The organism is Caballeronia sp. LZ032 (genome assembly GCF_031451315.1).
GTDB lineage: Bacteria > Pseudomonadota > Gammaproteobacteria > Burkholderiales > Burkholderiaceae > Caballeronia.
Genome location: NZ_JARUXP010000001.1, coordinates 1731214 through 1754979, shown reverse-complemented (window position 1 = coordinate 1754979; position 23766 = coordinate 1731214). Strand labels below are relative to the sequence as shown.

General features: G+C 64.3%; 23 protein-coding genes. 11 read left to right on the top strand and 12 right to left on the bottom strand.

Annotation, left to right across the window (positions count from 1 at the left end):
• Positions 1 to 2: 2 nt before the first annotated feature.
• The 3 genes from QCE69_RS08160 to QCE69_RS08150 all read right to left on the bottom strand — a co-directional run bounded on the left by QCE69_RS08160 (position 3) and on the right by QCE69_RS08150 (position 4234).
• Complete coding sequence (locus QCE69_RS08160; protein WP_309930260.1) at positions 3 to 1418, bottom strand: undecaprenyl-phosphate glucose phosphotransferase; 1416 nt, start codon at positions 1416 to 1418, stop codon at positions 3 to 5.
• Positions 1419 to 1449: 31 nt separating this feature from the next.
• Positions 1450 to 2196 carry a Crp/Fnr family transcriptional regulator gene (locus QCE69_RS08155; RefSeq protein WP_014191659.1) on the bottom strand — a complete coding sequence of 249 codons (747 nt, stop codon included), beginning with the start codon at positions 2194 to 2196 and terminating at the stop codon, positions 1450 to 1452.
• Between the two features lie 1012 nt (positions 2197 to 3208).
• Positions 3209 to 4234: a DUF1839 family protein gene (locus tag QCE69_RS08150; protein ID WP_309930259.1), complete on the bottom strand. Its 1026-nt coding sequence runs from the start codon at positions 4232 to 4234 to the stop codon at positions 3209 to 3211.
• A gap of 374 nt (positions 4235 to 4608) precedes the next feature.
• Between QCE69_RS08150 and QCE69_RS08145 the strand changes: the two genes are divergently transcribed.
• From QCE69_RS08145 to QCE69_RS08130, 4 genes are all read left to right on the top strand, one after another.
• A complete protein-coding gene (locus QCE69_RS08145) occupies positions 4609 to 5145 on the top strand; it encodes a GNAT family N-acetyltransferase (RefSeq protein WP_309808539.1) in 537 nt (178 codons plus the stop codon).
• Between the two features lie 223 nt (positions 5146 to 5368).
• Entirely contained in the window at positions 5369 to 6520 is a 1152-nt protein-coding gene (locus QCE69_RS08140; protein ID WP_309930257.1) for a glycosyltransferase family 4 protein, read from the top strand.
• A 504-nt stretch (positions 6521 to 7024) separates the two neighbouring features.
• On the top strand, positions 7025 to 7786 hold the full coding sequence (locus QCE69_RS08135; protein ID WP_309916668.1) for an FCD domain-containing protein: 762 nt from the start codon (positions 7025 to 7027) through the stop codon (positions 7784 to 7786).
• A gap of 161 nt (positions 7787 to 7947) precedes the next feature.
• On the top strand, positions 7948 to 8937 hold the full coding sequence (locus QCE69_RS08130) for a Gfo/Idh/MocA family oxidoreductase (RefSeq protein WP_309931599.1): 990 nt from the start codon (positions 7948 to 7950) through the stop codon (positions 8935 to 8937).
• 18 nt (positions 8938 to 8955) lie between these two features.
• Here QCE69_RS08130 and QCE69_RS08125 read toward each other — a convergent pair whose 3' ends face one another.
• The 6 genes from QCE69_RS08125 to QCE69_RS08100 form a co-directional block, all read right to left on the bottom strand.
• Complete coding sequence (locus QCE69_RS08125; protein ID WP_309808535.1) at positions 8956 to 9615, bottom strand: amino acid ABC transporter permease; 660 nt, start codon at positions 9613 to 9615, stop codon at positions 8956 to 8958.
• 158 nt (positions 9616 to 9773) lie between these two features.
• Positions 9774 to 10574 carry a cystine ABC transporter substrate-binding protein gene (locus tag QCE69_RS08120; RefSeq protein WP_309930255.1) on the bottom strand — a complete coding sequence of 267 codons (801 nt, stop codon included), beginning with the start codon at positions 10572 to 10574 and terminating at the stop codon, positions 9774 to 9776.
• Between the two features lie 125 nt (positions 10575 to 10699).
• On the bottom strand, positions 10700 to 11722 hold the full coding sequence (locus tag QCE69_RS08115) for a quinone-dependent dihydroorotate dehydrogenase (protein ID WP_309808532.1): 1023 nt from the start codon (positions 11720 to 11722) through the stop codon (positions 10700 to 10702).
• A 79-nt stretch (positions 11723 to 11801) separates the two neighbouring features.
• On the bottom strand, positions 11802 to 12629 hold the full coding sequence (locus tag QCE69_RS08110) for an arginyltransferase (RefSeq protein ID WP_309808531.1): 828 nt from the start codon (positions 12627 to 12629) through the stop codon (positions 11802 to 11804).
• A 147-nt stretch (positions 12630 to 12776) separates the two neighbouring features.
• Positions 12777 to 13508, bottom strand: a complete 732-nt coding sequence (aat, locus tag QCE69_RS08105) for a leucyl/phenylalanyl-tRNA--protein transferase (RefSeq protein ID WP_309808530.1) — start codon at positions 13506 to 13508, stop codon at positions 12777 to 12779.
• A 50-nt stretch (positions 13509 to 13558) separates the two neighbouring features.
• On the bottom strand, positions 13559 to 14104 hold the full coding sequence (locus QCE69_RS08100; RefSeq protein WP_309808529.1) for an NUDIX hydrolase: 546 nt from the start codon (positions 14102 to 14104) through the stop codon (positions 13559 to 13561).
• A gap of 282 nt (positions 14105 to 14386) precedes the next feature.
• On the opposite strand from QCE69_RS08100, the gene glp reads away from it, so the two are divergent.
• From glp to moaE, 3 genes are read left to right on the top strand one after another with little or no spacing between them, the layout of a single operon-like run.
• The gene (glp, locus tag QCE69_RS08095) at positions 14387 to 15634 is read left to right on the top strand and encodes a gephyrin-like molybdotransferase Glp (protein WP_409021200.1); all 1248 of its coding nucleotides are present in this window, start codon (positions 14387 to 14389) and stop codon (positions 15632 to 15634) included.
• Positions 15635 to 15648: 14 nt separating this feature from the next.
• Positions 15649 to 15906: a molybdopterin converting factor subunit 1 gene (gene moaD / locus QCE69_RS08090; protein ID WP_309808528.1), complete on the top strand. Its 258-nt coding sequence runs from the start codon at positions 15649 to 15651 to the stop codon at positions 15904 to 15906.
• Position 15907: 1 nt separating this feature from the next.
• Complete coding sequence (gene moaE / locus QCE69_RS08085) at positions 15908 to 16372, top strand: molybdopterin synthase catalytic subunit MoaE (RefSeq protein WP_309930253.1); 465 nt, start codon at positions 15908 to 15910, stop codon at positions 16370 to 16372.
• Between the two features lie 15 nt (positions 16373 to 16387).
• On the opposite strand, the gene QCE69_RS08080 is transcribed toward moaE, so the two are convergent.
• A complete protein-coding gene (locus tag QCE69_RS08080; protein ID WP_309930251.1) occupies positions 16388 to 16933 on the bottom strand; it encodes a group III truncated hemoglobin in 546 nt (181 codons plus the stop codon).
• A gap of 327 nt (positions 16934 to 17260) precedes the next feature.
• Here QCE69_RS08080 and QCE69_RS08075 point away from each other — a divergent pair, with 327 nt between their 5' ends.
• From QCE69_RS08075 to QCE69_RS08060, 4 genes are all read left to right on the top strand, one after another.
• Positions 17261 to 17776, top strand: a complete 516-nt coding sequence (locus QCE69_RS08075; RefSeq protein ID WP_309916646.1) for an Rrf2 family transcriptional regulator — start codon at positions 17261 to 17263, stop codon at positions 17774 to 17776.
• A 143-nt stretch (positions 17777 to 17919) separates the two neighbouring features.
• A complete protein-coding gene (clpB, locus tag QCE69_RS08070; RefSeq protein ID WP_309916643.1) occupies positions 17920 to 20517 on the top strand; it encodes an ATP-dependent chaperone ClpB in 2598 nt (865 codons plus the stop codon).
• A 214-nt stretch (positions 20518 to 20731) separates the two neighbouring features.
• Positions 20732 to 21037 (top strand): helix-turn-helix domain-containing protein, encoded by a 306-nt coding sequence (locus QCE69_RS08065; RefSeq protein ID WP_309916641.1) that lies wholly within the window; start codon positions 20732 to 20734, stop codon positions 21035 to 21037.
• Positions 21027 to 22385 (top strand): HipA domain-containing protein, encoded by a 1359-nt coding sequence (locus QCE69_RS08060; RefSeq protein WP_309930249.1) that lies wholly within the window; start codon positions 21027 to 21029, stop codon positions 22383 to 22385. The genes QCE69_RS08065 and QCE69_RS08060 overlap by 11 nt, the downstream gene beginning before the upstream one ends.
• 33 nt (positions 22386 to 22418) lie before the next feature.
• Here the strand turns inward: QCE69_RS08060 and QCE69_RS08055 are convergent, their stop codons facing one another.
• Complete coding sequence (locus tag QCE69_RS08055; protein WP_309916635.1) at positions 22419 to 22895, bottom strand: YidB family protein; 477 nt, start codon at positions 22893 to 22895, stop codon at positions 22419 to 22421.
• Between the two features lie 180 nt (positions 22896 to 23075).
• Positions 23076 to 23645 (bottom strand): helix-hairpin-helix domain-containing protein, encoded by a 570-nt coding sequence (locus tag QCE69_RS08050; protein ID WP_309916632.1) that lies wholly within the window; start codon positions 23643 to 23645, stop codon positions 23076 to 23078.
• Positions 23646 to 23766 lie beyond the last annotated feature (121 nt).

Here is a 23766-nt window from a genome sequence, read left to right as displayed (position 1 = left end):
GATCAGTACGCGTTGCGTCCGATGAAGCCCTTGAACATCGTCATTGCGACGATCTTCACGTCGAACCAGAACGACCAGTTGTGGATGTAGAACAGGTCGAACTTCACCCGGCTCTGCATCTTCTCGACCTTCTCGGTCGCGCCGCGATAGCCGTTCACCTGCGCCCAGCCCGTAATCCCCGGCTTGATGCGATAGCGGAACATGTAGCCGTACACGAGATCCTTGTACAGGTCGTCATGTTCGAGCGCATGCGGACGCGGACCCACGACGGACATATGGCCGAACAGCACGTTGAGGAACTGCGGCAGCTCGTCGAGACTCGTGCGCCGCAGGAACGCGCCGACCTTGGTCACGCGCGGATCGTTGCGCGTCGCCTGCGTGACGTGTCCGGTGGTTTCCTTGTGCACCGCCATCGAGCGGAACTTGTAGATCGGGAAGGGCCGTCCGTCCGCGCCTTTACGCTTCTGCGTGAAGAACACCGGTCCCTTCGAGGTCGATTTCACCGCAATCGCGATCCCGATCAGCAGAGGCGAGAGCGCGAACAGGGCGGTCGCCGCGAACAGCCTGTCGAACAGGAGCTTCGGCCACATGCGCAGCGTGCTGACCGGCGAGGTCGTCAGGTTGATGGTCGCCAGGCCCGCGACATCCGTCATCGAATGGTTGAACAGCGAGATGCTGCGCGTATCGGGAATCAGCCGCAGGTTCACGAAATCATGCCGCAACGCGTGCACGAAGCGATAGATCGTATGTTCCTGCGAGAGCGGCAACGCGAGCCACACTTCGTTGATTTCCTCGGCGCGCACCTTGGCGACGAGTTCGTCGAAGTCGTTCAGCACCGGCAGGCGCGAACCGCCTGTGCCGATCGCACTCGTCGGCGCGTGCCTGACGCCGGTGGCGTGCAGTTCCTCGTCGCCGGTGGTGTCGAGCAGGCAGACCGGCGTGAAGCCCTGTTCCGGCGTGCTGCTCAGATGCGCGAGCAACGTGCGGGCGAAACCCTGCGCGCCGACAATGGCGACGCTGCGCTGATTCAGGCCGCGTCCGCGCATCGCACGCAGGCTGCTGTACACCGCGCACTTGATGCCGATGATCAATGCGCCGGTAATGACCGTCGAATAGGCGAACCACAGCCGCGATACCGAATCCATCCGGTGCAGCGTGAAGGCCAGCAGCAGGCCCGCGGCCACCACGGCCATCCAGGCGAGCGTCACGCGCGCCAGCATGACCGGCAGGGGCTTGCCGCGCCAGGTGTCGTACACGCCGAACGCGGGGAACAGCAGCAGCGCGAGAACGCAGTTGAAAGCAGTCAGCAGCCGTTCGATGTCGCTGATGTCGAGGGTGGCGAAGCGCATCGAATGCGCGATCAGGCCGCCGGCCACGATCAGCGATACGTCCAGGCAGCGTGCCGACCACGCAAACATGTTTTGATTTTTAGCTTGCATCATTGAACCATTAAACGCTGGAGGCCGATGCTGCCTCGGTGGCACGGAGACGCGGCAGCAGCCGGTCGAATTCACGCTTCACGAGGCCGTAGCACTCGCAGGCGCGGGCTTCGAGGCCTTCGCGATCGACGACCTTGATGCAGCCGCGGCTGTGATGGATCAGGCCCGCGTCATGCAGTTTGCCGGCCGCTTCGGTCACGCCTTCGCGACGTACGCCGAGCATGTCGGCGATCAGTTGCTGCGTCACCTGGAGTTCGTTCGACGCGGTGCGGTCGATCTCGATCAGCAGCCAGCGGCACAGCTGCTTGTTGAGCGAGTGGTGACGGTTGCATGCAGCAGTCTGCGCGACCTGGGTCAGCAGCGCCTGCATGTAGAGCAGCATCAGGCGGCGCAGGAAGTCGGAACGGCCGAACTGCTCGCGCAGCGCTTGCGCGCTCATGCGATACGCGAAACCGGGGCACTGCACTTGAACGCGCGTCGGCATGGTTTCACCGCCCGTCAGCACCGGCACGCCCGTCATGCCCTCGCGGCCCACCGCGGCGATCTCGACCGAGCCACCGTCTTCCATCGTATGGAGCAGCGAGATGATCGCCGTGGTCGGGAAATAGACGTGGTGGATGCGTTGGCCAGAATCGCACAGCAGTTGTTCGGTGCGCAGCTGGACGAGTTCGAGATGCGGAGTCAGTGCCTGCCATTCGTGGGCCGGAAGTGCGCCAAGCAGGTGATTGCCGTGCAGGTCGGACTGGAGGGTCAGCATGATTGGTTCTCTCGTAACTTCGCGCGTTGCGCTTCACATTTTTATTTACTGGTGTGACCGTTCTCTGAATCGATCGCTCGTGCGGCCTTGATCGAAAACGCTTCATCCCAGCCCCGTAGCAATCCGTCGACGGTGTTCTGTTTTTGTTCTGGCCGCCTTTCGGACCGCGAGAGCTTTATAGCGAGGACTGTGCCAGTGTGGGCAATCGCAATGCTGGCGGGGCCTCGTTGCACGGGACAATTTCTTGATGCACCGCAGCGCACCGTTTTTGTTTCAGTATTGAACATGGGTGGTCTTAGGAATCCGTGTGCGCCCCGATTCGTTTCATCAGTCCAATCCCTTCCGAAGGAGGGAAAGACAGGCCAGAGGACCACGCAACAAGCATCGTCACTCGACAGAGCCTGAACATCACTCCTTCTTTCGTAGGGTCAAAGAAAAATGATTCATCCGTGTTCCATGGCTTGAGTGGGGCAGCGATCACGTTGTACGAAAGGCGCCTGTTGATTCCTGTGGAGTCGTTGATGGGTAAGGCTTTGCGCTCGCACCAGGAAAGCAGCCATGAAAATGCGCATCGCGCGGAAACGTTGCGTGCGTTGCACGTGATGAAAAGTGTCGGGAAGCAGAACTCGACCAGGGCATGCATTCAACGGTTCCGCAGTTGAATGACGGCCCACACGCCGCTTGCATGAAGGCACGAACGCAACACGGATTGCCTTGGCGATCGTAAAACGTTTGCTCTGCGATCGTCGGATCAAAGCCATGCGGCGAGCATGAACGCACATCGCTCCGATGCATCGAAATGTTTCATCGAGGACAATGCTGGCGCTGTGTCATTCGACAAGCGCAAAAGATGCCTGGCCGACATCACGGCGTCATGTTTTCACGCTTGAGCCGTATCAGGTAAGCGATTGAAAAAGCCCTTGAAACATAGGCTCAAACGTGTTTTAAAGCGAATGCTTCAAAACACGACTCATCTCGAGTCCGATTGCCTTGTCGAATGCGTTTTGAATGATCAACAGACGATATCGGCAAGTGGAGGAACGACTCGTGCGTAGGACTCTTCGATGAGGTCGAACGAAGCATCGCAGAGGTCCTCTCGGCCACGCGACAACGCACGTGCAAGACGGCATTGCAACACCATCGTCTCGCTGGCGATCTTGCGTGCGCCCGCATGCGCGGACAACGGAATGTCGAAGCCCTGCTCGCGCATCCATTGCAGGTAGTGCGCCAGCAATTCGAAGTTCGCGCCAAGCTGCTGCATCACGTTGAACGCATAGTGACGCGCATACGCTTCGCCGCGTTCGAGCATGGTTTCGACATGTGCGGGAAACGCCTGGCGCCAGCGCGAGATCGGGTTATGCAGCGGGCGGCGCAGCAGATGCATGCACAGCAGGTCGGCCGAGGTCTCCGCGAGTGGTGTGCCCGTCAGTGCATCTCTCACATGTTTGACGAATTCGACATGGGGAAACAGCGCCGCGGATGTCGCGGCGGGGCGCAGAATGCCGTCATAGTCGGCGCCGTCGAGCAGGTGATAACCGGTGTGATGAAAGTAGCCGAGGCGGCGCGCACCGGGATCGATCACATCGATGCCGATGGTCGTGCGCGCATGTTCGCGATGATAGGCATCGGCACGGGTATCGGGCAGAAAGAAGGCATCCGTCTCGAGCAGGACGATGTTGGCGCGGCGTGTCTGCACGAGCGCGCGTTCTTCGAGCGAGTCGAATACCGCGAGTTCCTGCACCTGCAGGCCATAGAGCTTTTCGATATCGTCGGGAGGAAATTTGCCGAGTGTGAACTGGTCGTCTTCGAAGTCCTGAGTGACGCTGAATGCGAGCGCCGCGCGCGGTTCGAAGCCGTTGCCGTGCAGCAGTTCGATCCACAGGTCCACGGGCGCCATGCCTTCACGCCAGATGCGCTCACCGCGATGCAGCGCATGCGCATGATGACGCCGTGCACGCAGGCGCAGAGGGTCGAGTGACACGACGCGGGAACGTCCCGCGTTCGAACCCGTCACACCGCTCGTATGGAACGCGCTCATGCCGTTACCTCGGACCGGGAAAACCGGCGTCCGATACCGCGGGCGCGCAAAGCGGGCGGGCTTGTGGTTGTGCGTCTTTGTCGCGTTCGATGGCGGTATGCATTTTGATTTTCCCATGAAGGTGCCGGATGACGCGAGTGCTATCGACGCATGCGCGCGCACGCGGCTGACCGATGAAGGACAGTCGCGTGAGGCCATGTTGGTCGAGCTGGCGTCTTTGTTTCCCCGGACGCCTCTTTTGCGTGTGGTCGGCCCTATTTGAAGCGGCGCGGCGTTTCGGGTCGGTGCGATGGCGCACTGTGCCACGAGGGGCCGGGACGTAAGGTTGAATCGTCGCAACGCCGGTTAATCCCGGTCTCGCCTGGAGATAATCAATGAACTGGAAAACGCTGGATTTCGAACAACTCACTGCGCGTGAGCTTTATTTGATTTTGCGCGCGCGCAGTGCGGTGTTCGTCGTCGAACAGTCGCATGTGCATCTTGATCCCGATGGACGCGATGAAACCGGCCTGCATGTATTCGCGGCGGAAGACATGAGCCGCTCGATGCCGGTGCTCGCCTATGCGCGCATTCACGGAGGCGATGCGGAAGAACCTGAAGTTGTGGTCGACAAGATCCTGACGAGCCCGCTGCGCCGCGGCGACGGCACCGCGCATGCGCTGATCGAGCGCGTGCTGGCCGTGGCCGCCGAACGCTGGCCGGGCCGCGGCGTGCGCCTGACGGCGCCGGTGAGTCTGCGCGGCTTCTATGAAGCCTTCGGCTTTCGCAAGACCGAAGGACCGTTCCTCGAACACGGCATGCCGTTCATCGGTCTCACGCGCAAGAGCCGGCAGTCGCGCGAAACGGCGAGCCCCTCCCGCGTGCAGTTCGCGGGGCCCGTCGACTACACGAGCACGTTCGAATTGCTGTAGCAGTCCGCAAGGAAAGGTTCAGCAACATAGGTAAGTAAGGGCAGCGGCCGCCGGGCAAGCGCACGGCATGGCCGAAACACCGGCGGCATCACGGGCGAGAGCCTGTCGGGCATCGAGGCAAGAACAACCACACAGGGCGGCAAGCGCCGCTCCGAAACACGCCTCGACCACAATAAGAACAACGCCGCCGGCGCAAGCCGGCGCGCGTGCAAACGACACTTTCATGCGAATAGTCCATCTCGCCAACCATGCGCAGACGATAGGCAACGGCACCGTCAACATGATGGTCGACCTTGCCTGCGTGCAGGCGCGCATGGGCCAGGAGGTCGTGGTGGCATCGTCGGGAGGCGGATTCGAGCCGCTGTTGCGGCGCCACGGCATCACGCACATTCCCTTGCAGCAGTCGCGCCAGCCCTGGCGCGTGCCGTCGATGATCGCGGGCTTCAATCGCCTCATCGACCGCTTCGATCCGGACATCGTGCACGCGCACATGATGACCGGCGCGCTCATCTCGCGCTTCGGCAGCATGCGGCGGCGCTTCGCGCTCGTCACCACGGTGCATCACGAGTTGCAGAAGAGCGCAGCGCTGGTCCGTGCCGGCGATCGCATGGTCGCCGTCAGCCAGGCCGTGGCGGACGATCTCGAGGCGCGCGGCATCGGCGCCGGACGCCTGTCGATCGTCCTCAACGGCGCGGTCGGCGCGCCGCGCCTCGTCCTGCGGCCCGCCGCCCGGCCGGTGAGGTTGCGGCACCCGAACATCGTGTGCGTGGCCGGGATGTATCGGCGCAAGGGCATCGCGGATCTGCTGCAGGCATTCGCGCACGTGCGTGAGCAGGCCGCCGGCCAGACCGAATTCCTGCCGGAGCCGCATCTCTACCTCGTCGGCGACGGTCCCGATCGCGGCTCCATGGAAGCGCTCGCGGCCGAGCTCGGCATCGCGGAAGCGGTGCATTTCACGGGCTTCGTCGCCGATGCGCGGCCGTATCTCGCCAGCGCCGACGTGTTCGCGCTGCTGTCGCATCAGGATCCGTCGCCGCTGGTGATCGCCGAGGCGCGCGAGGCCGGCTGCGCGATCGTCGCGACGCGCGTGGGCGGCATTCCGGAAATGCTGGACGGCGGCGCCGCGGGCGTGCTGGTGCCGCCGGGCGAGCCCGCACAGGCGGCGGCGAAGCTGCACTGGCTGCTGATCGACGGCCAGGCGCGCGGCCAGTACGCGGCGCGCGCGCGGCAAAACCTGCAGCAGCTTTCGGTGGAACGGGTGAGCGGCGAATACATGGCGATCTATCAGCACACGCTCGCTGAGCGCGAATCGCTGCGCCGCCGCCAGGGCGCGATGGACGCGCGCCGCGCTCGCGCACCCGATGGCGCCGTATGAGCGGAAACCCGGCGAATCGGCAAAAGCGGCACAAAAAACCGGCTGACTATCCGCCTGGCGCAAGCGGCGGATCATACAAAAGACACATGCCAACAGAGGAGCGTTCGCGTTCGCACAGAAAGCCTACGAGATGCTTGCTCAAATGAGTGCATGAACGGTCCGACCGTCGTCCGGGCCGCCAGATCGACCGCTTGCGCCGCGCTGCGACGCCGCCATTCTTCAGTTTCCCTGACGAATGCCGGCGCGCGCGCGGCGCAAGCGCAGGACGGACACGTGCCACGGCGGCGTGAAGCGGTAAGAACGACACACCAGCGTCGACGTCGAAGCCAAAGGGATTACCCTGTCAGGAATTTCCTAACTGGCATTCGAAGCAACGAAGACGCAACGTATCAAGCATGACGAATTGACTGAGGGTCGTTCGTCGTGCCTTTCGCAGTCCGGGGAAAGCGAAAGTGATGCGCCCACACACACGGCTACGGATCAGGCGAGAAGGGGAGAAGCGAGATGGATGAAAACAAAGAGCGATCGCTGGTGGCAAAGGTGATGGACGGACTCGTCTCCGGGATCGTCGAGCAGAAATACGGCGCGATATTGCCGCCGCAAGACATCCTCTCGAAAGAGTTCGACGTCAGCCGCACCGTCATGCGAGAGGCGCTCTCGATGCTGCTGGCGCGGCATATGCTGGATGTGCGGCCCAAGACGGGCACGCGCATCCGTCCAATGAGCGACTGGCGCCTGATCGATGAGGACGTGGTCAGCTGGCGCTTTCGCGCGAAGCCGGATCAAACCTTTCTGCGCGATGTAATCGAATTCCGGATGCTGATCGAGCCGCGCGCGGCGGCGCTGGCGGCGGCGCGCGCGACGCCCGACGAGATCGCGGGCATCCGCGATGCCTTCGATGCGCTGTCGGGCATGCAGGTCGGCGAGCCTGAGTACCAGGCGGCCGACGAGGTGCTGCACACGCGCATCGTGGCCGCGAGCGGCAACCAGTTCTTCCGTCAGATGACGGCCATCGTGCGCGGCGCGCTCGTGACGGTGAACCCGATCGTCGACGGTATCGAGTCCGTGCGCGAAGCGACGCTCGCCGCGCAGCGCAGCGTGGTCGAGGCGATCGAGGCGAAGGATCCGGGCGCCGCCGAGGCCGCGACGCGAGCGCTGGTGGACCTGGCGGCCGAGGAAGTGGGCCGTGCGTTCTCGCTGGAGCGCGTCAACAGCCAGCCCGCGCCCGCCACGCCGAACGTGAATGCGTCGGCCGGGGCGGCGTGAAGGGTCGATAGACAGCGCCTGAGCAAAGCGCTCGCCGAGCAGAGAGCCGGGACACGTCCCGGCTTTTTGTCGTCTGCGCCTTTAGTGAAATCGCCATGCCATGCAATCAGGCACACTGCGTCGCACGACGAACATCGCACAGGGAGGGAGTTTTGCCGGAGATCACTATCGACAGCGGCACGCGCGAGGTGCGCTGGGGCATCGTCGGCGCAGGACGCATTGCGCAGCGCTTCGCCGACAGTCTCGCGCACGTGCCGGGCGCGCGTCTCGCGGGCGTCTGGTCGCGCCGCGAAGAGCCGGCGCGTGCGCTCGCCGGCCGCTGCGGCGCACAGGCCCGCGAAAGCTTCGACGCGCTGCTCGACAACATCGACGCGCTCTACATCGCGACGCTGCAGGACAGCCATCCGCACTATGCGTTGCGCGCCTTCGCGGCGGGCAAGCCGGTGCTGTGCGAGAAGCCCGCTGCCGTGAATGCGCGCGCGCTGCAGCAGATGATCGACGCGGCCCGCGCCGCGAAGCTGCTCTTCATGGAAGCGATGAAGCCGCCGTTCTATCCGCTCTATCAGCGCCTGCGCGCGCACTTGCAGGCGGACGGCATCGGCGAGATCGGGCTGGTGCGCGCGGGCTGCTCGATCGCCAACGTGCCGTCCGATCATCCGTCGTTCTCGCTCGAGGCAGGCGGCGGCGCGCTGCTGGATATCGGCGTCTACGAGGCATTTCTCGCGGTCGACTGGCTCGGCGAGGCACTCGACGTGCAGACCATCGGCCGGCTGGGGGAGACGGGCGTCGATGTCTTCGCGAGCCTGAACGTGCGCCACGAGCGCGGCATCGCGCAGCTGTTCTGCGGTCTGGATCTGCAAGGCCGCGGCGATGCGCTGATCGGCGGCACGCGCGGCACCGTGACCATCCATGAAAACTGGTGGAATCCGGTGCGCGCGACCATCGCCTACACGGATGGCCGAAAGGTCGAGCTGGACGAGCCCTTCAGCGGTGGCGGCCTCAATTACGAAACCGCCCATTTCTGCGAGCTGCTGCGCGCAGGCGCAACGGAAAGCCCGATCATGTCCCACGCGACCTCGATGCGCATGATCGCCATCATCGATGCCGCGCGGCGCGACCTGAACCTGCGCTTTCCCTTCGAAACCGACTGAAGCCGGCGGCGTGCGCGTTCAATGACGCCCGGGCAGCGCGAGACGCCGCTCGAAGCGCCGCTGCACGAATTCCAGCACGCTGCACAGCACCCAGTAGACGAAGGCGGCCGCGAGATAGAGCGGCAGCGGCTGGTAGGTCGCCGCGATCACTTCCTGGGCGCTGCGCAGGAGTTCGGTCACGGTGATGACCGACACCAGCGACGTGTCCTTGATGAGGCTGATCAGGCTGTTCGACAGGCTCGGCACCGCGATGCGCAGCGCCTGCGGCCCGATCACGAAGCGCAGCGTCTGCGTGCGCGACAAGCCGAGGCTATAAGCAGCCAGCCACTGGCCGCTGTTGATCCCGAGGATCGCGCCGCGCATGCTTTCCGACAGATACGCGGCCACGTTCGCCGACAGCGCGATCACGCCGGCGGGCGTCGGCTCGAGCGAGATGCCGAGGCTCGGCAGGCCGTAATAGATCACGAAGATCTGCACGAGCAGCGGCGTGCCGCGCATGACGCTTACATAGCATCGCCCGAGCGCGACCAGCGTGCGGTTGGTGCTGATGCCCATCAACGCCAGCACGACGGCCGCGATGAGGCCGAAGAACATCGAGTAGAGCGCGAACTTGATCGTCAGTACCGCGCCTTGCGCCAGGACGGGCGCCGATTGGACGAGCAGGGAAGTCGTGGACATGAACGGGAATGCAGTGAGGAAAGGGTGCAACTGGAATCGCATTCGAGCGCAACCGGCCTTGGCGGCGCGCACGAAGGGCCCATCTTAAACCGTCGCGGCAAAAGGCAAGGGCGGCACCGTCGCCGATGCCGCCCTCAAGCGCCCCTGCAAAATGCGGCTTACCTGGCCGGTTTCGTCACGTCGATGCCGAACCACTTGTCCGAGATCTTCTTGAAGGTGCCGTCGGCTTCGAGCTGGGTCATCGCGTCGTCGATCGCCTTGGCGAACTTCGGATTGCCTTTCTTGAACGGAATGCCCGACGGATTGCCCGGGCCCACATTCGCGCCGGTGCGCAGCGGCAACTGCGAGTTCTTCAGCAGGTAGGCAAGCATCAGGCGGTCATTCAGGGCGGCGTCGAGGCGGCCGGCGGCGAGGTCGCGCAGATACTCGGGCGCGCCCGGATAGGTCTTCACGTCGATGCCCGGCACCGACTTCGCCATGTCCATGTAGTTCGTGCCGAGACCGACGCCGAGCTTCTTGCCTTTCAGTTCATCGAGCGACTTGAACTCGCGCTTGTCGTCGTTGCGCTGGATCAGCTGCGCGTTCGAATACGTGTAGGCCGGCGAGAAATCGAGCGTCTGCTTGCGCGCATCGGTGATGCCAACCTGGTTCACGATCACGTCGAACTTGCCCGCCTGCAGGCCGGCGATGATGCCGCTCCATTCGGTCGTGACGAATTCCGGCTTGACGCCGAGCTTGGCGGCGACGGCCTTGGCGATGTCGACGTCGTAGCCGACCAGTTCGCCGTTGGTCGCCTTCGAGTTGAACGGCGGGAAGGTGCCTTCCAGGCCGATGCGCAGCGTGCCGCGCTGCTTGACCTGATCGAGCAGGTCTTCCGCGTGCGCTGCGCTGGTGACGGCAGTGAAGGCCGCGCCGATCAGGCTGGCGGCAACGAGTTTCCTGAGCGTGGACAGTTTCATTGTGTTGTTCTCCTCTGGTGGCCAGGGCGAGGGCGTCGAGCCCCTCCCTTCATGCAACGACAAGTGCGGCGATCATAGTGAAAATGCAATCGCCGTGTCAGATCGTTTGTTCATTTCTATATTCCTCACGCGAGGGCTTCGACGCATTCCTTGACGAGCGCCGGGCCGCGATAGATGAGCCCGGTATAGACCTGCACGAGCGACGCGCCCGCGGCGAGTTTGGCGCGTGCATCCGCGCCCGAGAAAATCCCGCCTACGCCTATGATCGGCACCTCCGTGCCGACTTCCGCACGCAGCTTGCGGATCACTTCGTTGGATGCGTCGAAAACCGGCCGTCCGGACAGGCCGCCGGCTTCTTCGCCGTTGGGCATGCCGGTGACAGCGGTGCGCGACAGCGTGGTGTTGGTGGCGATCACGCCGTCGATCCTGTGAGCCAGCAACGTGCCCGCGATCGACTGGATCTGTTCGTCGTCGAGATCGGGCGCGATCTTCAGCGCGAGCGGCACGAGCTTGCCGTGCAGGTCGGACAGGCGCTGCTGCTTGTCCTTGAGCGCGCCGAGCAGGGCATCGAGTTCGCCCGCGCCTTGCAGCTGACGCAGGTTCTTCGTGTTCGGCGAGGAAATGTTGATGGTCACGTAGCTCGCGAACGGATACACGCGTTCGAGGCAGTAGAGATAGTCGTCGGCGGCGCGCTCGATGGGCGTATCGGCGTTCTTGCCGATGTTGAGACCCAGCACGCCGCGATAGCGCGCGGCCTGCACGTTGGCGACGAACTGGTCGACGCCGCCGTTGTTGAAGCCCATCCGGTTGATGAGCGCACCGGCTTCCGGCAGGCGGAAGATGCGCGGACGCGGATTGCCGGGCTGCGCGCGCGGCGTCACGGTGCCCACTTCGATGAAGCCGAAGCCGAGCGCGGCGAGCCCGTCGATGCAGGCGCCGTCCTTGTCGAGGCCGGCCGCGAGCCCGACCGGATTGCGGAACGTGATGCCCATGACGGTGCGGGGCGAATCGGCGCCACGGGTGGCGAGTACGCTGGCGAGGCCGGTGCGGCCGGCGGCGCCCAGCATGCGCAGGGTCAGGTGATGTGCGTCTTCCGCGTCCATCTTGAACAGATGCGAACGCGCGAGCGGATAAAGGGAACTGAACACGAAAGGAACGCCGGCGAGGGCGAATTATTGTTTGAGGCCGCTATTTTAGCGGCTTCTTCCGGTGGTTTTTTTTCAACGCCTAGCGGGGCTGTCCCGGAGCGTGGATGCGTCCGGGCATCGGCAAGGTGCCGGCGGACTGCGTGTTGAGCGGATCGAGCAGGCTCCAGGCGCCGTCGATCAGGCCTTCGAGCGGGCGGAAATTGGCCTTGTAGGCCATCTTCTCGCTTTCGCGGATCCAGTAGCCGAGATAGACGTGCGGCAGGTCGAGGCTGCGCGCCTGCTCGATCTGCCACAGGATGTTGAAGGTGCCGTAGCTGGTCTTCGGCTGGTCCGGCTCGAAGAAGGTGTACACGGACGAGAGCCCGTCGCCGAGGATGTCGATCATGCTGATCATGCGCAGCTCGCCGGGTTCGTCGGGATGGCCCGGATGCGCCGGCTCGCGGAATTCGACCAGGCGCGAATTGATCCGGCTTTGCAGCAGGAACTGCTCGTACTGGTCACGGCTGTCGCGGTCCATGCCGCCGCCGGCATGCCGAGCCGATTGATAGCGCATGTAGAGCGCGTAATGTTCCTCGTCGTAGTGCAGTGGCGCGACGCTCGCAATCAGGTTGCCGTGCAGCTTCCATACGCGTTTCTGCGCCCGGTTCGGCACGAAGCGCGCGACCGGCACGCGCACCGGCACGCAGGCGCGGCAGCCGTCGCAATAAGGACGATAGGTGAACACGCCGGAGCGCCGGAAGCCGGCCTTGACGAGTTCGGTGTAGACGTCGGAGTTGATGAGATGGCTCGGCGTGGCGACCTGCGAGCGTGCGACGCGCCCGTCCAGATAACTGCACGGGTAAGGCGCTGTTGCATAGAATTGCAGCGCGGAAAGCGGTGACAGCGGCAGCTCGTTCGGATGTGTCACGTTAGCGGCTCTCGCAGGCGTCGTCTCGTCTTGGCCAGCCGTTACGCGCGCTGCGGCGCGCGTGCGGTGACGGCGTTTCAGTGTTTGCGTTGCGGTGAATTCTCAACGAGAAACCCGGACATGACCGGGTCATCACGCTGGAGGCATTCAGCGTGCCAGCACTTCGAGCAAGACGGATTTGTCGAAGCGCCAGCCGATGGCCGGTTCCGCCGCCGCGCGCCTCAGATGCGTGACGAACGCACGGCGGGCAATCTCACGGCCCCCGAGCGACGCCAGATGCGACGTGTTCTGCTGGCAGTCTATCATCACAATCTGGTGACGACGCAAGTGTCCGACGAGTGCCGCAAGCGCGATTTTCGAGGCATCGGTACGGTGCGCGAACATTGATTCGCCGAAGAACATGCGCCCGAACGACACCCCGTAAAGCCCGCCCACGCGCACGCCGTCGTGCCAGGTTTCGATGCTGTGCGCGTTGCCCGCGCGGTGCAGCGTCGTGTAGGCGTCCACGATATCGCTGGTGATCCAGGTGCCGCGCTGGCCGTCGCGGGGCGTGTCGGCGCAGGCGCGCATCACCGCGGCGAAATCGTGGTCCACGCGCACTTCCCAGAGCGGATCGCGGAGCACGCGCTTGAGCGTCTTGCGCAGCGAATCCGACACCTTGAACTCCGCCGGATACAGCACCATGCGCGGATCGGGGCTCCACCACAGCACCGGCTGGCCATCCGAATACCACGGGAAGATACCGCGTCCATAGGCATCGATCAGCCGCGACGGCAGCAGGTCCGCGCTTGCGGCAAGCAAGCCGGGCGCGCCGCTCGACGCGCCGAGCGCACGTTCGACGGGCGGAAAGGGATCGTCGTCAACGAGCCAGGGAACCATGTTCTCGAAAGGAGGCGGCGGGCGGGAGCGAGGTCGCTATGAAGTGAAGATCAGCCGTCGCGCAGCGTGCGGAAGATGTCGCCGGTATGCAGCGTGAAATTGCCGGCGGCGCGGTCGGCGAAGAAGAAACGCAGCGTCTGGCCAACAGTCGGAAAAGCGATCTCGTCCCAGGGAATCTCGCTCTCCGCGAACAGTTTCACTTCCAGGCTTTCTTCGCCGGGGTCGAGGTCCAGGTCGAGCAGGCGCGCGAGATAGAACAGATGCACCTGATGCACGTGCGGCACGTTGAGCAGCGAGAACAGGCTCTGGATCTCGACGCGCGCGCCGGCTTCCTCCAGCGTTTCGCGCGACGCGCCTTCGCTCGTCGTCTCTTCCATCTCCATGAAGCCGGCCGGCAGCGTCCAGTAACCGTAGCGCGGTTCGATCGCGCGGCGGCACAGCAGCACCTTGTCGTCCCACACCGGCACCGTGCCCACGACGTTGCGCGGGTTCTGATAGTGAATCGTGCCGCAGTGCTCGCAGACGTAACGCTCGCGGTTGTCGCCGGGCGGAATGGCGAGGCCGACTTCGTGGCCGCAGACGGAGCAGAATTTCATGGAAATGGCGGTGGAAAGTGTGGTGCGAGTGTATCACCGCACCGGGGCGTTCAAGGCACGGGTCGCGGCGGCGCGCGAGTGCGGATCGGCCCGGCAGGCTTGATGCGGAAGCGCTTGCGCCTGCCGGGTGGCCGGGCTTGTCGTTACAATAGTTGACCAGAATCAGTGCTTCCACTCATCCATTCATCCATGCGGGCGCCGGCCGCCCGACCTTCACGCGGGCGTCGCGCGCCCGGAGCGATCTCCATGTCATCCACGCCTGCCGCTTCCTCCCGTCCTCCGATGCTCGCCACCGCCGCCGCACTCGGCCGCCTGCTCGATGCCGCGCGCCGCGTGGACGGCCATGAACGGATCGATACGCTCGACGCCGCCCATCGCGTGCTCGCGGCCGATGTGATCTCGCCGCTCGACGTCCCGCCGATGCACACCAGTTCGATGGACGGCTACGCGGTCCGCGCCGCCGACCTCGCGCACGCGGCCGACGGCGCGCCCGTGACGCTCGAGGTCTCGCAGCGCATTCCGGCGGGACAGGCCGCCGAGCCGCTCGCGGCGGGCACCGCGGCGCGCATTTTCACGGGCGCGACGGTGCCGCCCGGCGCGGACGCCATCGTGATGCAGGAGATGGTGCAGGCGACGCAGACCGAAACCGGCAGCCGTGCCGCTTTCACGCAGACGCCGAAGGCGGGCGAATGGATCACGCGGCAGGGCGCCGATATCGAGCGCGGCTCGGTCATCCTGCGGGCGGGCACGCGCCTGACGCCGCAGGCGCTCGGTCTGGCTGCGTCGGTGGGCTGCGCAAAACTGGACGTGGTGCGGCCGGTGCGGGTCGCGATCTTCTTCACTGGCGACGAACTGCGCATGCCCGGCGAACCGCTCGAACCCGGCGCGATCTACAACTCGAATCGCTTCACGCTGCGCGCGCTGCTCGGCCGGCTGGGCTGCGAAATGACCGATTTCGGCATCGTCGCGGACCAGCTCGACACCACGCGCGAGACGCTGCGGCGCGCGGCCGCCGGTCACGATCTCATCCTGACGTGCGGCGGCGTGTCGGTCGGCGAGGAGGATCACGTGAAACCCGCGGTCGAGGCTGAAGGCCATATCTCGATGTGGCAGATCGCCATGAAGCCGGGCAAGCCGCTCGCCTTCGGCGCGGTGCGGCGCGAAGGCGCCGCGGCGGAGCGCGGCGGCGAAGCGTTTTTTATCGGTTTGCCGGGCAATCCGGTGTCGAGTTTCTGCACCTTCCTGCTGTTCGTGCGTCCGTTCCTGCTGCGGCTCGCGGGGGTGACCGACGTCGCGCCGCGGGTCTATTCGATGCGCGCCGACTTCAGCCAGAAGAAGGGCGATCGCCGTAACGAATTTTTGCGCGCGCGCGTGAACGAAGCGGGCGGCCTCGATCTCTTTCCCAATCAGAGCTCGGCCGTGCTGACCTCGACCGTCTGGGGCGACGGCCTCATCGACAACCCGCCGGACCACGCCATCCGCGCCGGCGAGAGCGTGCGCTTCATCCCGTTTTCAGAACTCATGCGGTAAGGATCAGGCTGGACATGAAAGTCGAACTGAGATTTTTTGCGAGTGTGCGCGAGGCGCTGGGCGTCGCCAACGAAACGGTGACGGTGCCGGAATCCGTGGTCAATGTCGGCGACGTGCGCACCTGGCTGCGTTTGCGCGGCGGCGCGTGGGCGGACACGCTGGCCGAGGGCCGCGCGTTGCGCATGGCGTGCAATCACGTGATGACGGATCCGTCGCAGCGCATCACCGAAGGCTGCGAGGTGGCGTTCTTTCCTCCGGTCACGGGCGGCTGACATGACGAGCACCTCTCGAATCCGCGTACAGGAAGCCGATTTCGACATCAGCGCCGAAGTGGCCGCCCTGCGTGCCGACAATCCCAAGGTGGGCGCGGTCGCCTGCTTCGTCGGCACGGTGCGCGACCTGAACGAAGGCAGCGTCGTCGAAACCATGGAGCTCGAACACTATCCCGGCATGACGGAGAAGTCGCTGGAAGCCATCGCGGCCCAGGCGCGCGAGCGCTGGCAGGGTTCGGACGTGCTGATCGTGCACCGCGTGGGAAAGCTGAAGCCGCTCGATCAGATCGTGCTCGTCGCGACCACCGCGATGCATCGGGCGGCCGCGTTCGAATCGTGCGCGTTCGTGATGGACTATCTGAAGACGCAAGCGCCGTTCTGGAAGAAGGAAAAGACTGAAGCCGGCGAGCGCTGGGTGGATGCACGCGAGTCCGACGATCGCGCGCTCACCCGCTGGCAGACCTGAGCGGACTGCGCGGCGTCAGGACCGGTCCACGGGCTTGCCGACGAAGCGGCCCGGAAACGCCTCGGCGCCGGGACGCTCGGGGAAACGCGGCTCCGGTTGGTCGCCGCTGCGTCGCCGTTTGAGCGCCGCGAGCAAATCCTGCTGCTCGGCAGGAACCTGATAGTCCCAGCCGAACTTGCTCAATTGCAGGCTCTGCGCGATGCGCAGCGCCGGTTCCATGAACTGCACGGCGGCGCCGGGTTCGTAGCGCGCCTCGACCGTGTTCAGGAAGAGCGACAGCCAGCGCGCGAAATGACGCGGCTCGATGCCGTCGAGCGGCCGGTGCGCCTCCTGCACGTTGCCGCGATAGTCCTTCGTGCCGAGCACGAGGCTCGACCAGAAACTCGTCATCTTGCTGAGATGTTCGTCCCAGCGGCCTTCGAGCGCGTTCGAGAAGATCGGGCCGAGCAGCGGATCGTCGTCGACGCGGCGATAAAACGCCTCCACGAGGGCGCGCACATTGTCTGCACTGGGCTCGCGTTCGCGCGGGACGGTTTGTGCGGGAGTCGGGAAATCGGTCATTGGTGATGTGGGCAGCGGTTCCCTCGCGGGATGGGTCGATTGGTTCGGTAAAGAGAATTTTCTGACGAACTATTTCAAGATGAAGCAGAATGACGCTTTCGTCTTGACGGTTTCGTGCAGCCGAAAGTGTCCGAATTGCATGCCTGGTGTTTGTTTGGCGTGCTTTTGCGTCACTCTTGCCAGGCTCGGCCCATCTGGGCGCCGCGTGCCGATATTAAGGCCCAAAACCTTGCTGCAAGGCATCGCCCTTGTCCTCATGCGGACTTCCGGCCAGGCGTGGCCTCGAACAACCGACGCGCCCTTGGGCGCCACCCACTTCGCGCGAACATGCGACTGACCGATTACACCGATTATGCATTGCGAGTCCTGCTGTATCTGTCCGTCCGTCCCGCCGGTCTCTCGACGATCCAGGAAATCTCCGACGCCTACGGCATCTCTAAAAACCATCTGATGAAGATCGTCCAGCAACTGGGCGAACTGGGCTGGGTGGAAACGGTACGAGGCCGCAACGGCGGGCTGCGGCTGGCGGAACACTCGGGCGCGCTGACGGTGGGCGAGATCGTGCGCAAGACGGAGAATGACTTTGCGATCGTCGGCTGCTTCGGACCGGCGGACGAAGGCCAGACGGGTCATAAGGGCTGCGTGATCCAGTCACACTGTCGTTTGCAGGGTGTATTCGCGGCCGCTCGCGACGCTTTCCTCGCCGAACTGGACAAGCATACGATCGGCGAACTCGCCCATCCGTCCAACGAACTCGCGCGGCTGCTGAACATTCCGAATCTGGCGCCCTTGCCGGCGGGTGAATTCATTCCGATTCGCGATTCTTCGCTGAACGAAACCTGAACGCCGCAGTCTTCTCTCATTGCGAGCGGGCCCGCCGTCGATCGTAGAAAACACAAAAAAACGCCGTCAACGAGCGAATTCGTGCTTGAAACCGGCCCGAAGCGCCTCATTTTGGAAGTATTCAGAATCGGAGCTTCAATCCAATGAGAATCGACAAACTCACCACCAAATTCCAGGAAGCGCTCTCGGACGCGCAAAGCCTGGCGGTCGGCCACGACAACCAGTACATCGAGCCGGTTCATCTGCTGTCGGCATTGCTCGCGCAGCAGGACGGTTCCGCGCGTTCGTTGCTGTCGCACGCGGGCGTGCAGGTGCAAGCGCTGCAGACCGCCCTCAATGACGCCATTACGCGCCTTCCGCAGGTGCAGGGCACCGACGGCAACGTGCAAGTGAGCCGCGACCTGGCCGGCCTGCTCAACACCGCCGACAAGGAAGCGCAGAAGCTCAACGACACGTATATCGCGAGCGAGATGTTCCTGATCGCCGTCGCGGACGACCGTGGCGAAGCGGGCCGCCTCGCGAAACAGCACGGCCTCACGCGCCGGGCGCTCGAAGCGGCGATCAACGCGGTGCGCGGCGGCGCGCAGGTCGACAGCCAGGACGCCGAAAGCCAGCGCGAGGCGCTCAAGAAATACACCGTCGACCTGACGGAACGCGCCCGTGCGGGCAAGCTGGATCCGGTCATCGGCCGCGACGACGAAATCCGCCGCTCCATCCAGATCCTCCAGCGCCGCACCAAGAACAACCCGGTGCTGATCGGCGAGCCGGGCGTCGGCAAGACGGCCATCGTGGAAGGGCTGGCGCAGCGCATCGTCAATGGCGAAGTGCCGGAGACGCTCAAGGGCAAGCGCGTGCTGTCGCTCGACATGGCGGCGCTGCTCGCCGGCGCGAAGTATCGCGGCGAGTTCGAGGAACGCCTCAAGTCCGTGCTCAACGACATCGCGAAAGACGAAGGCCAGACCATCGTCTTCATCGATGAAATCCACACCATGGTCGGCGCCGGCAAGGCCGAAGGCGCCATGGATGCGGGCAACATGCTGAAGCCGGCCTTGTCGCGCGGCGAACTGCATTGCATCGGCGCCACGACGCTCGACGAATACCGCAAGTACATCGAGAAGGACGCGGCGCTGGAGCGTCGTTTCCAGAAGGTGCTCGTCGACGAACCGTCGGTGGAGGCGACCATCGCCATCCTGCGCGGGCTGCAGGAGAAGTACGAACTGCATCACGGCGTGGAAATCACCGACCCGGCCATCGTCGCGGCGGCGGAGCTGTCGCATCGCTATATCACTGACCGCTTCCTGCCGGACAAGGCCATCGACCTGATCGACGAGGCCGCGTCCCGCATCAAGATGGAAATCGATTCGAAGCCCGAAGAGATGGACAAGCTGGACCGTCGTCTCATCCAGTTGAAGATCGAACGTGAAGCGGTGAAGAAGGAGAAGGACGAAGCGTCACAGAAGCGCCTGCAACTGATCGAGGAAGAAATCGAGCGGCTCAACCGCGAGTATTCGGACCTCGAGGAAATCTGGACGGCGGAAAAGGCCGCGGTGCAGGGCAGCGCGCAACTGAAGGAAGAGATCGAGAAGGTGCGCGCCGACATCACCCGTCTGCAGCGCGAAGGCAAGCTGGAGAAGGTCGCCGAGCTGCAATACGGCAAGCTGCCGGAACTCGAGGCGCGGCTCAAGCAGGTGACGCAAGCCGAGTCGCAGGAGCAGAACAATCCGACCCGGCCGCGCCTGCTGCGCACGCAGGTCGGCGCGGAGGAAATCGCGGAAGTCGTGTCGCGTTCCACCGGCATTCCGGTGGCGCGCATGATGCAGGGCGAACGCGAGAAGCTCTTGCAGATCGAGTCCAAGCTGCATGAACGCGTGATCGGCCAGGACGAGGCCATCGGCGCGGTGGCGGACGCCATTCGCCGCTCGCGCGCGGGGCTCTCGGATCCGAACCGGCCGTATGGGTCGTTCCTGTTCCTCGGGCCGACGGGCGTCGGCAAGACTGAACTGTGCAAGGCGCTCGCGTCGTTCCTGTTCGATTCGGAAGACCATCTGATCCGCATCGACATGAGCGAGTTCATGGAGAAGCACAGCGTCGCGCGGCTGATCGGCGCGCCGCCGGGATACGTCGGTTACGAGGAAGGCGGTTACCTGACCGAAGCCGTGCGTCGCAAGCCGTACAGCGTGATCCTGCTCGATGAAATCGAGAAGGCGCACCCGGACGTCTTCAACGTGCTGCTCCAGGTGCTCGACGATGGCCGCATGACCGACGGCCAGGGCCGCACCGTCGACTTCAAGAACACGGTGATCGTGATGACCTCGAACCTCGGTTCACAAGTCATCCAGGGCATGGTCGGCGAGCCGCAGGAGAAGGTGAAGGACGCCGTCTGGGAAGAAGTGAAGCTGCACTTCCGGCCGGAGTTCCTGAACCGGATCGACGACGTCGTCGTGTTCCATGCGCTCGATCGCAGCAACATCGAATCGATTGCGAAGATTCAGTTGCAGCGCTTGCAGGAGCGTCTTGCGAAGCTGGACATGCAGCTGGAAGTGTCCGATGTGGCGCTCGAGCAGATCGGCAAGGTGGGCTACGACCCGCTGTTCGGCGCACGGCCGTTGAAGCGCGCCATCCAGCAGGAGATCGAGAATCCGGTCGCCAAGCTTATCCTCGCCGGACGTTTCGGTCCAAAGGACGTCATTCCGGTGGATGTGCGCGAGGGCAAGTTCGTGTTCGACCGCGTGATTCACTGACGACAGGCGGGACCGTCTTGCGGGACGGTCCCTGCGAAACGAAGAAAAAAGGCAACGAAGCAGTTCGTTGCCTTTTTTATTTCGGCTTAAATCCATGTGATCGAAAGGATTTTCGTCATAGGGAATGCAAAAATCATGAAATCTCGTCGATCGACTGGATTTTCGAGAAGACCAGGCGTTTGCCAGTATAATCTCGTCGATCGAAAGGATTTTTATGAAGATCGAGATCCGAAATCCACATGACATCGGCGTGGCGGTGCGGTCGGCCCGCAAGGCCCAGCGGCTGCGTCAGGATGACGCTGCCGGCAGCATCGGCGTGAGCGAGAGCTTTCTCGGCAAGATCGAGAGCGGCGCCGAAAGCGTGCAATGGGGCAAGCTGTTCCAGGTGCTGGAAGGCCTGGGCGTGCGCCTGACGGTCGATATCCCCGACGAAGCCGGCGCGCTGTTTGCCGGCGAAGCGATCAAACGCCATGGACGTGAACAACGGCGGCGCGCGCGCGAGGACAACGATGAGTCCTGAAGCCGAAGCGCCGGATAACGCGCCGTCCGAAACCCGCCGCAGCCTGATCGCGAGCATCAATGACATGGAAGTCGGCCTGCTCAATGCCGACGACGACATCTGGTCGTTCACCTATCTGCCTTCATGGCGCGACCATGTGGGGAGTTATCCGTTGAGTCCGGCGCTGCCGTTGCAGGCCAAGACGCTGCGCGACGGCAGCACGCGCCGCGCGGTGCAGTGGTACTTTGACAATCTGCTGCCGGAGGAAGGTCAGCGTACGCTGCTGGCACGCGACGCCTCGATCCGCAACGAAGCCGACGCGTTCGCACTGCTTGCGCACTATGGCGCGGAATCGGCGGGGTCGGTCACGCTCATGCCTCCGGGCGCGCGCGAGACGAGCGAGGCAACGGCGCGCCCGCTGCCCGACGCAGCCCTTCAGGCCCGCATCGACGCCTTGCCGCGCGTGCCGCTTACGCATGGCGCCATCAAGCGCATGTCGCTCGCGGGTGCGCAGCACAAGCTGGCCGTCATGCTGCGCGACGGCGCGCTGCATGAACCCGCCGGAAGCACGCCGTCGACGCACATCCTGAAGCCGAATCATCAGGATGCCGATGATTATCCCCATTCGGTCATCAACGAATGGTTCGTGATGACGCTCGCCGACATGCTTCGGCTCGGCGTACCGAAGGTCCACCGGCGCTATGTGCCGTCGCCCGTGTATCTGATCGACCGCTTCGACCGCGAGTCACGCGCGGGCGCGTGGCGCCGGCTGCATAGCATCGACGCGTGCCAGTTGCTCGATCTCGCGCGCACCTTCAAGTACGAGCAGGGCAGCGTCGAGCAGCTCGCGACGCTCGCCGCGCGTTGCCGCAACCAGGCGGCGGCGCGGACCCGCTTGTTTTCATGGCTGGTGTTCAACGTGCTGGTCGGCAATTCGGACGCGCATTTGAAGAACCTGAGCTTCCTCGTGTCGAGCGAGGGCATCCAGCTTGCGCCGTTCTACGATTTGCTGAGCGTCGCGGCGTATGCCACGCCGTCCTATCAGAAGACCGACTGGCCGAAGCGCGCCACGTTTGCCTGGGACATACTCGGCGCGCGTCACTACGAGGATTTCGATCGCGCGCTGCTGTTGCGGGCGGGCGAGGTGTTGGGCATCGCGGGCAAGACCGCCCAGCGCTTGCTGGACGCGCTGACGAACGCCATAACCAGCGCCGCCGCTGGGCTGTACGCGCGCGTCGAGCAGGAAAACGCGGGGCTGCTGGCCGAACGGCCAGCGCTGGCCGCGACGCTCGGCGGAGAATTGACCTGTCTGCGCGTGATCCGCCATACGATCATCGCGGACATGACGCGCAGGCTGTCCGCGCGCTGAAGCCATGCGCGGACGGCGCGAAGCAGGCCCGCTTCAGCCTTGCTTCGGTTCTTCGCTCTTGCCGAACAGGCCTGCCAGCCCGCCGAGCGAGCCGAGCACGCCGGTCAGGTCCAGCTTGCCTTCGGGAGGCACTTCGCCGTTCGGCGTCGCGCGATCGACGACATGCGGCAGCACGGCCGCCAGCATGCCCGAGAGCTGATCGCCGGACACGCCGGCCTTCTGCGCCAGCGCGCCGACATTGTCGTGGCCCAGCACGTTGTTGAGCGTGTCGGGGCTGATCGGCTGATTTTCGCCGGTGCCGATCCACGACTGGACGATATCGCCCGCACCGTGCTCGTGGAAGCGCTGAATCAGCCCCATGATGCCGCCCGGCTGGCTGTTGACGAATTCGAGGGCCGCCGCGATCAGCGCGGCTTGTCCCGTCTGGCCGGGTTGGCCAGGTTGGCCGGGTTGACCGTTCGGTTGCGCTGAATTGCCGAGGGAGGAGGCGAGGATATCGAACAGGCTCATGACGGTCTCACTGAAGGGGTTGAGGGAGGGATTCGACCGTGCCGCCGCGTCCCTAAAGAAACGGGTCCGCGGCGGCGCGGGCGGCGGCCCCTGTCCTTCCGGGCCGCGCGACGACGATCACCCAGGCTACATGGACAGAGGCAGACTGCCTTCGCCAAGGTTCCCGGCACGACCTTACTCTTACTGACTGGCAGCCGCGGCGCTGGCGGCCTTGTCCTTCTTGCTGCGTTTCGCTTTGGCGGGTTTCGCTTCGCTGGCCGCCATGGCCGGACCCGATGCCGCCGCTGCCGCCGCTGCGCTGTCCTTCTTCGACTTCTTCGATGCCTTCGTGCCCGATGCCGGTGCGGCGGCCGGCGTCTGCGCGGTGGTCGCGGCGGGCGACGTTGCGGCGGTGGCCGCCGTCGAGGACTTCACCGTCGAGTTCGGCGCGGCGCTGCCGCCCTGGGTCGTGGTCGGCCTGGCAGTCTTGCCGGACGGCGGAAGCGAGGATCCGCCGATCGTCAGGCCATTCTGCTCGAGATTGGCCACCGACTTGGTGCCGAGCCCCTTGACGCGCGTCGCGAGATCGTCGGCGTCCTTGAAGGGACCGTTCTTGGTGCGTTCATCGACGATCGCCTTCGACTTCACCGGCCCGAGTCCTTTCACCGATTCCAGCGCGGCCTGATCGGCGGTATTGACGTCGACTGCGGCGAAGGCCGCTCCGATCGACAGCATGAACGCAAAGCACAACATCAGCAGCTTTTTCAGCATGACGGCACTCCAGGCTTGAGAGAAACAGATGACGAATCGATAGGTCCGGGCCGGAGAAGACGATGCCGTTAAGAATAGGGCAAATCCGTCCCGAACGATGACGGCTCGCACGGCCCACGTC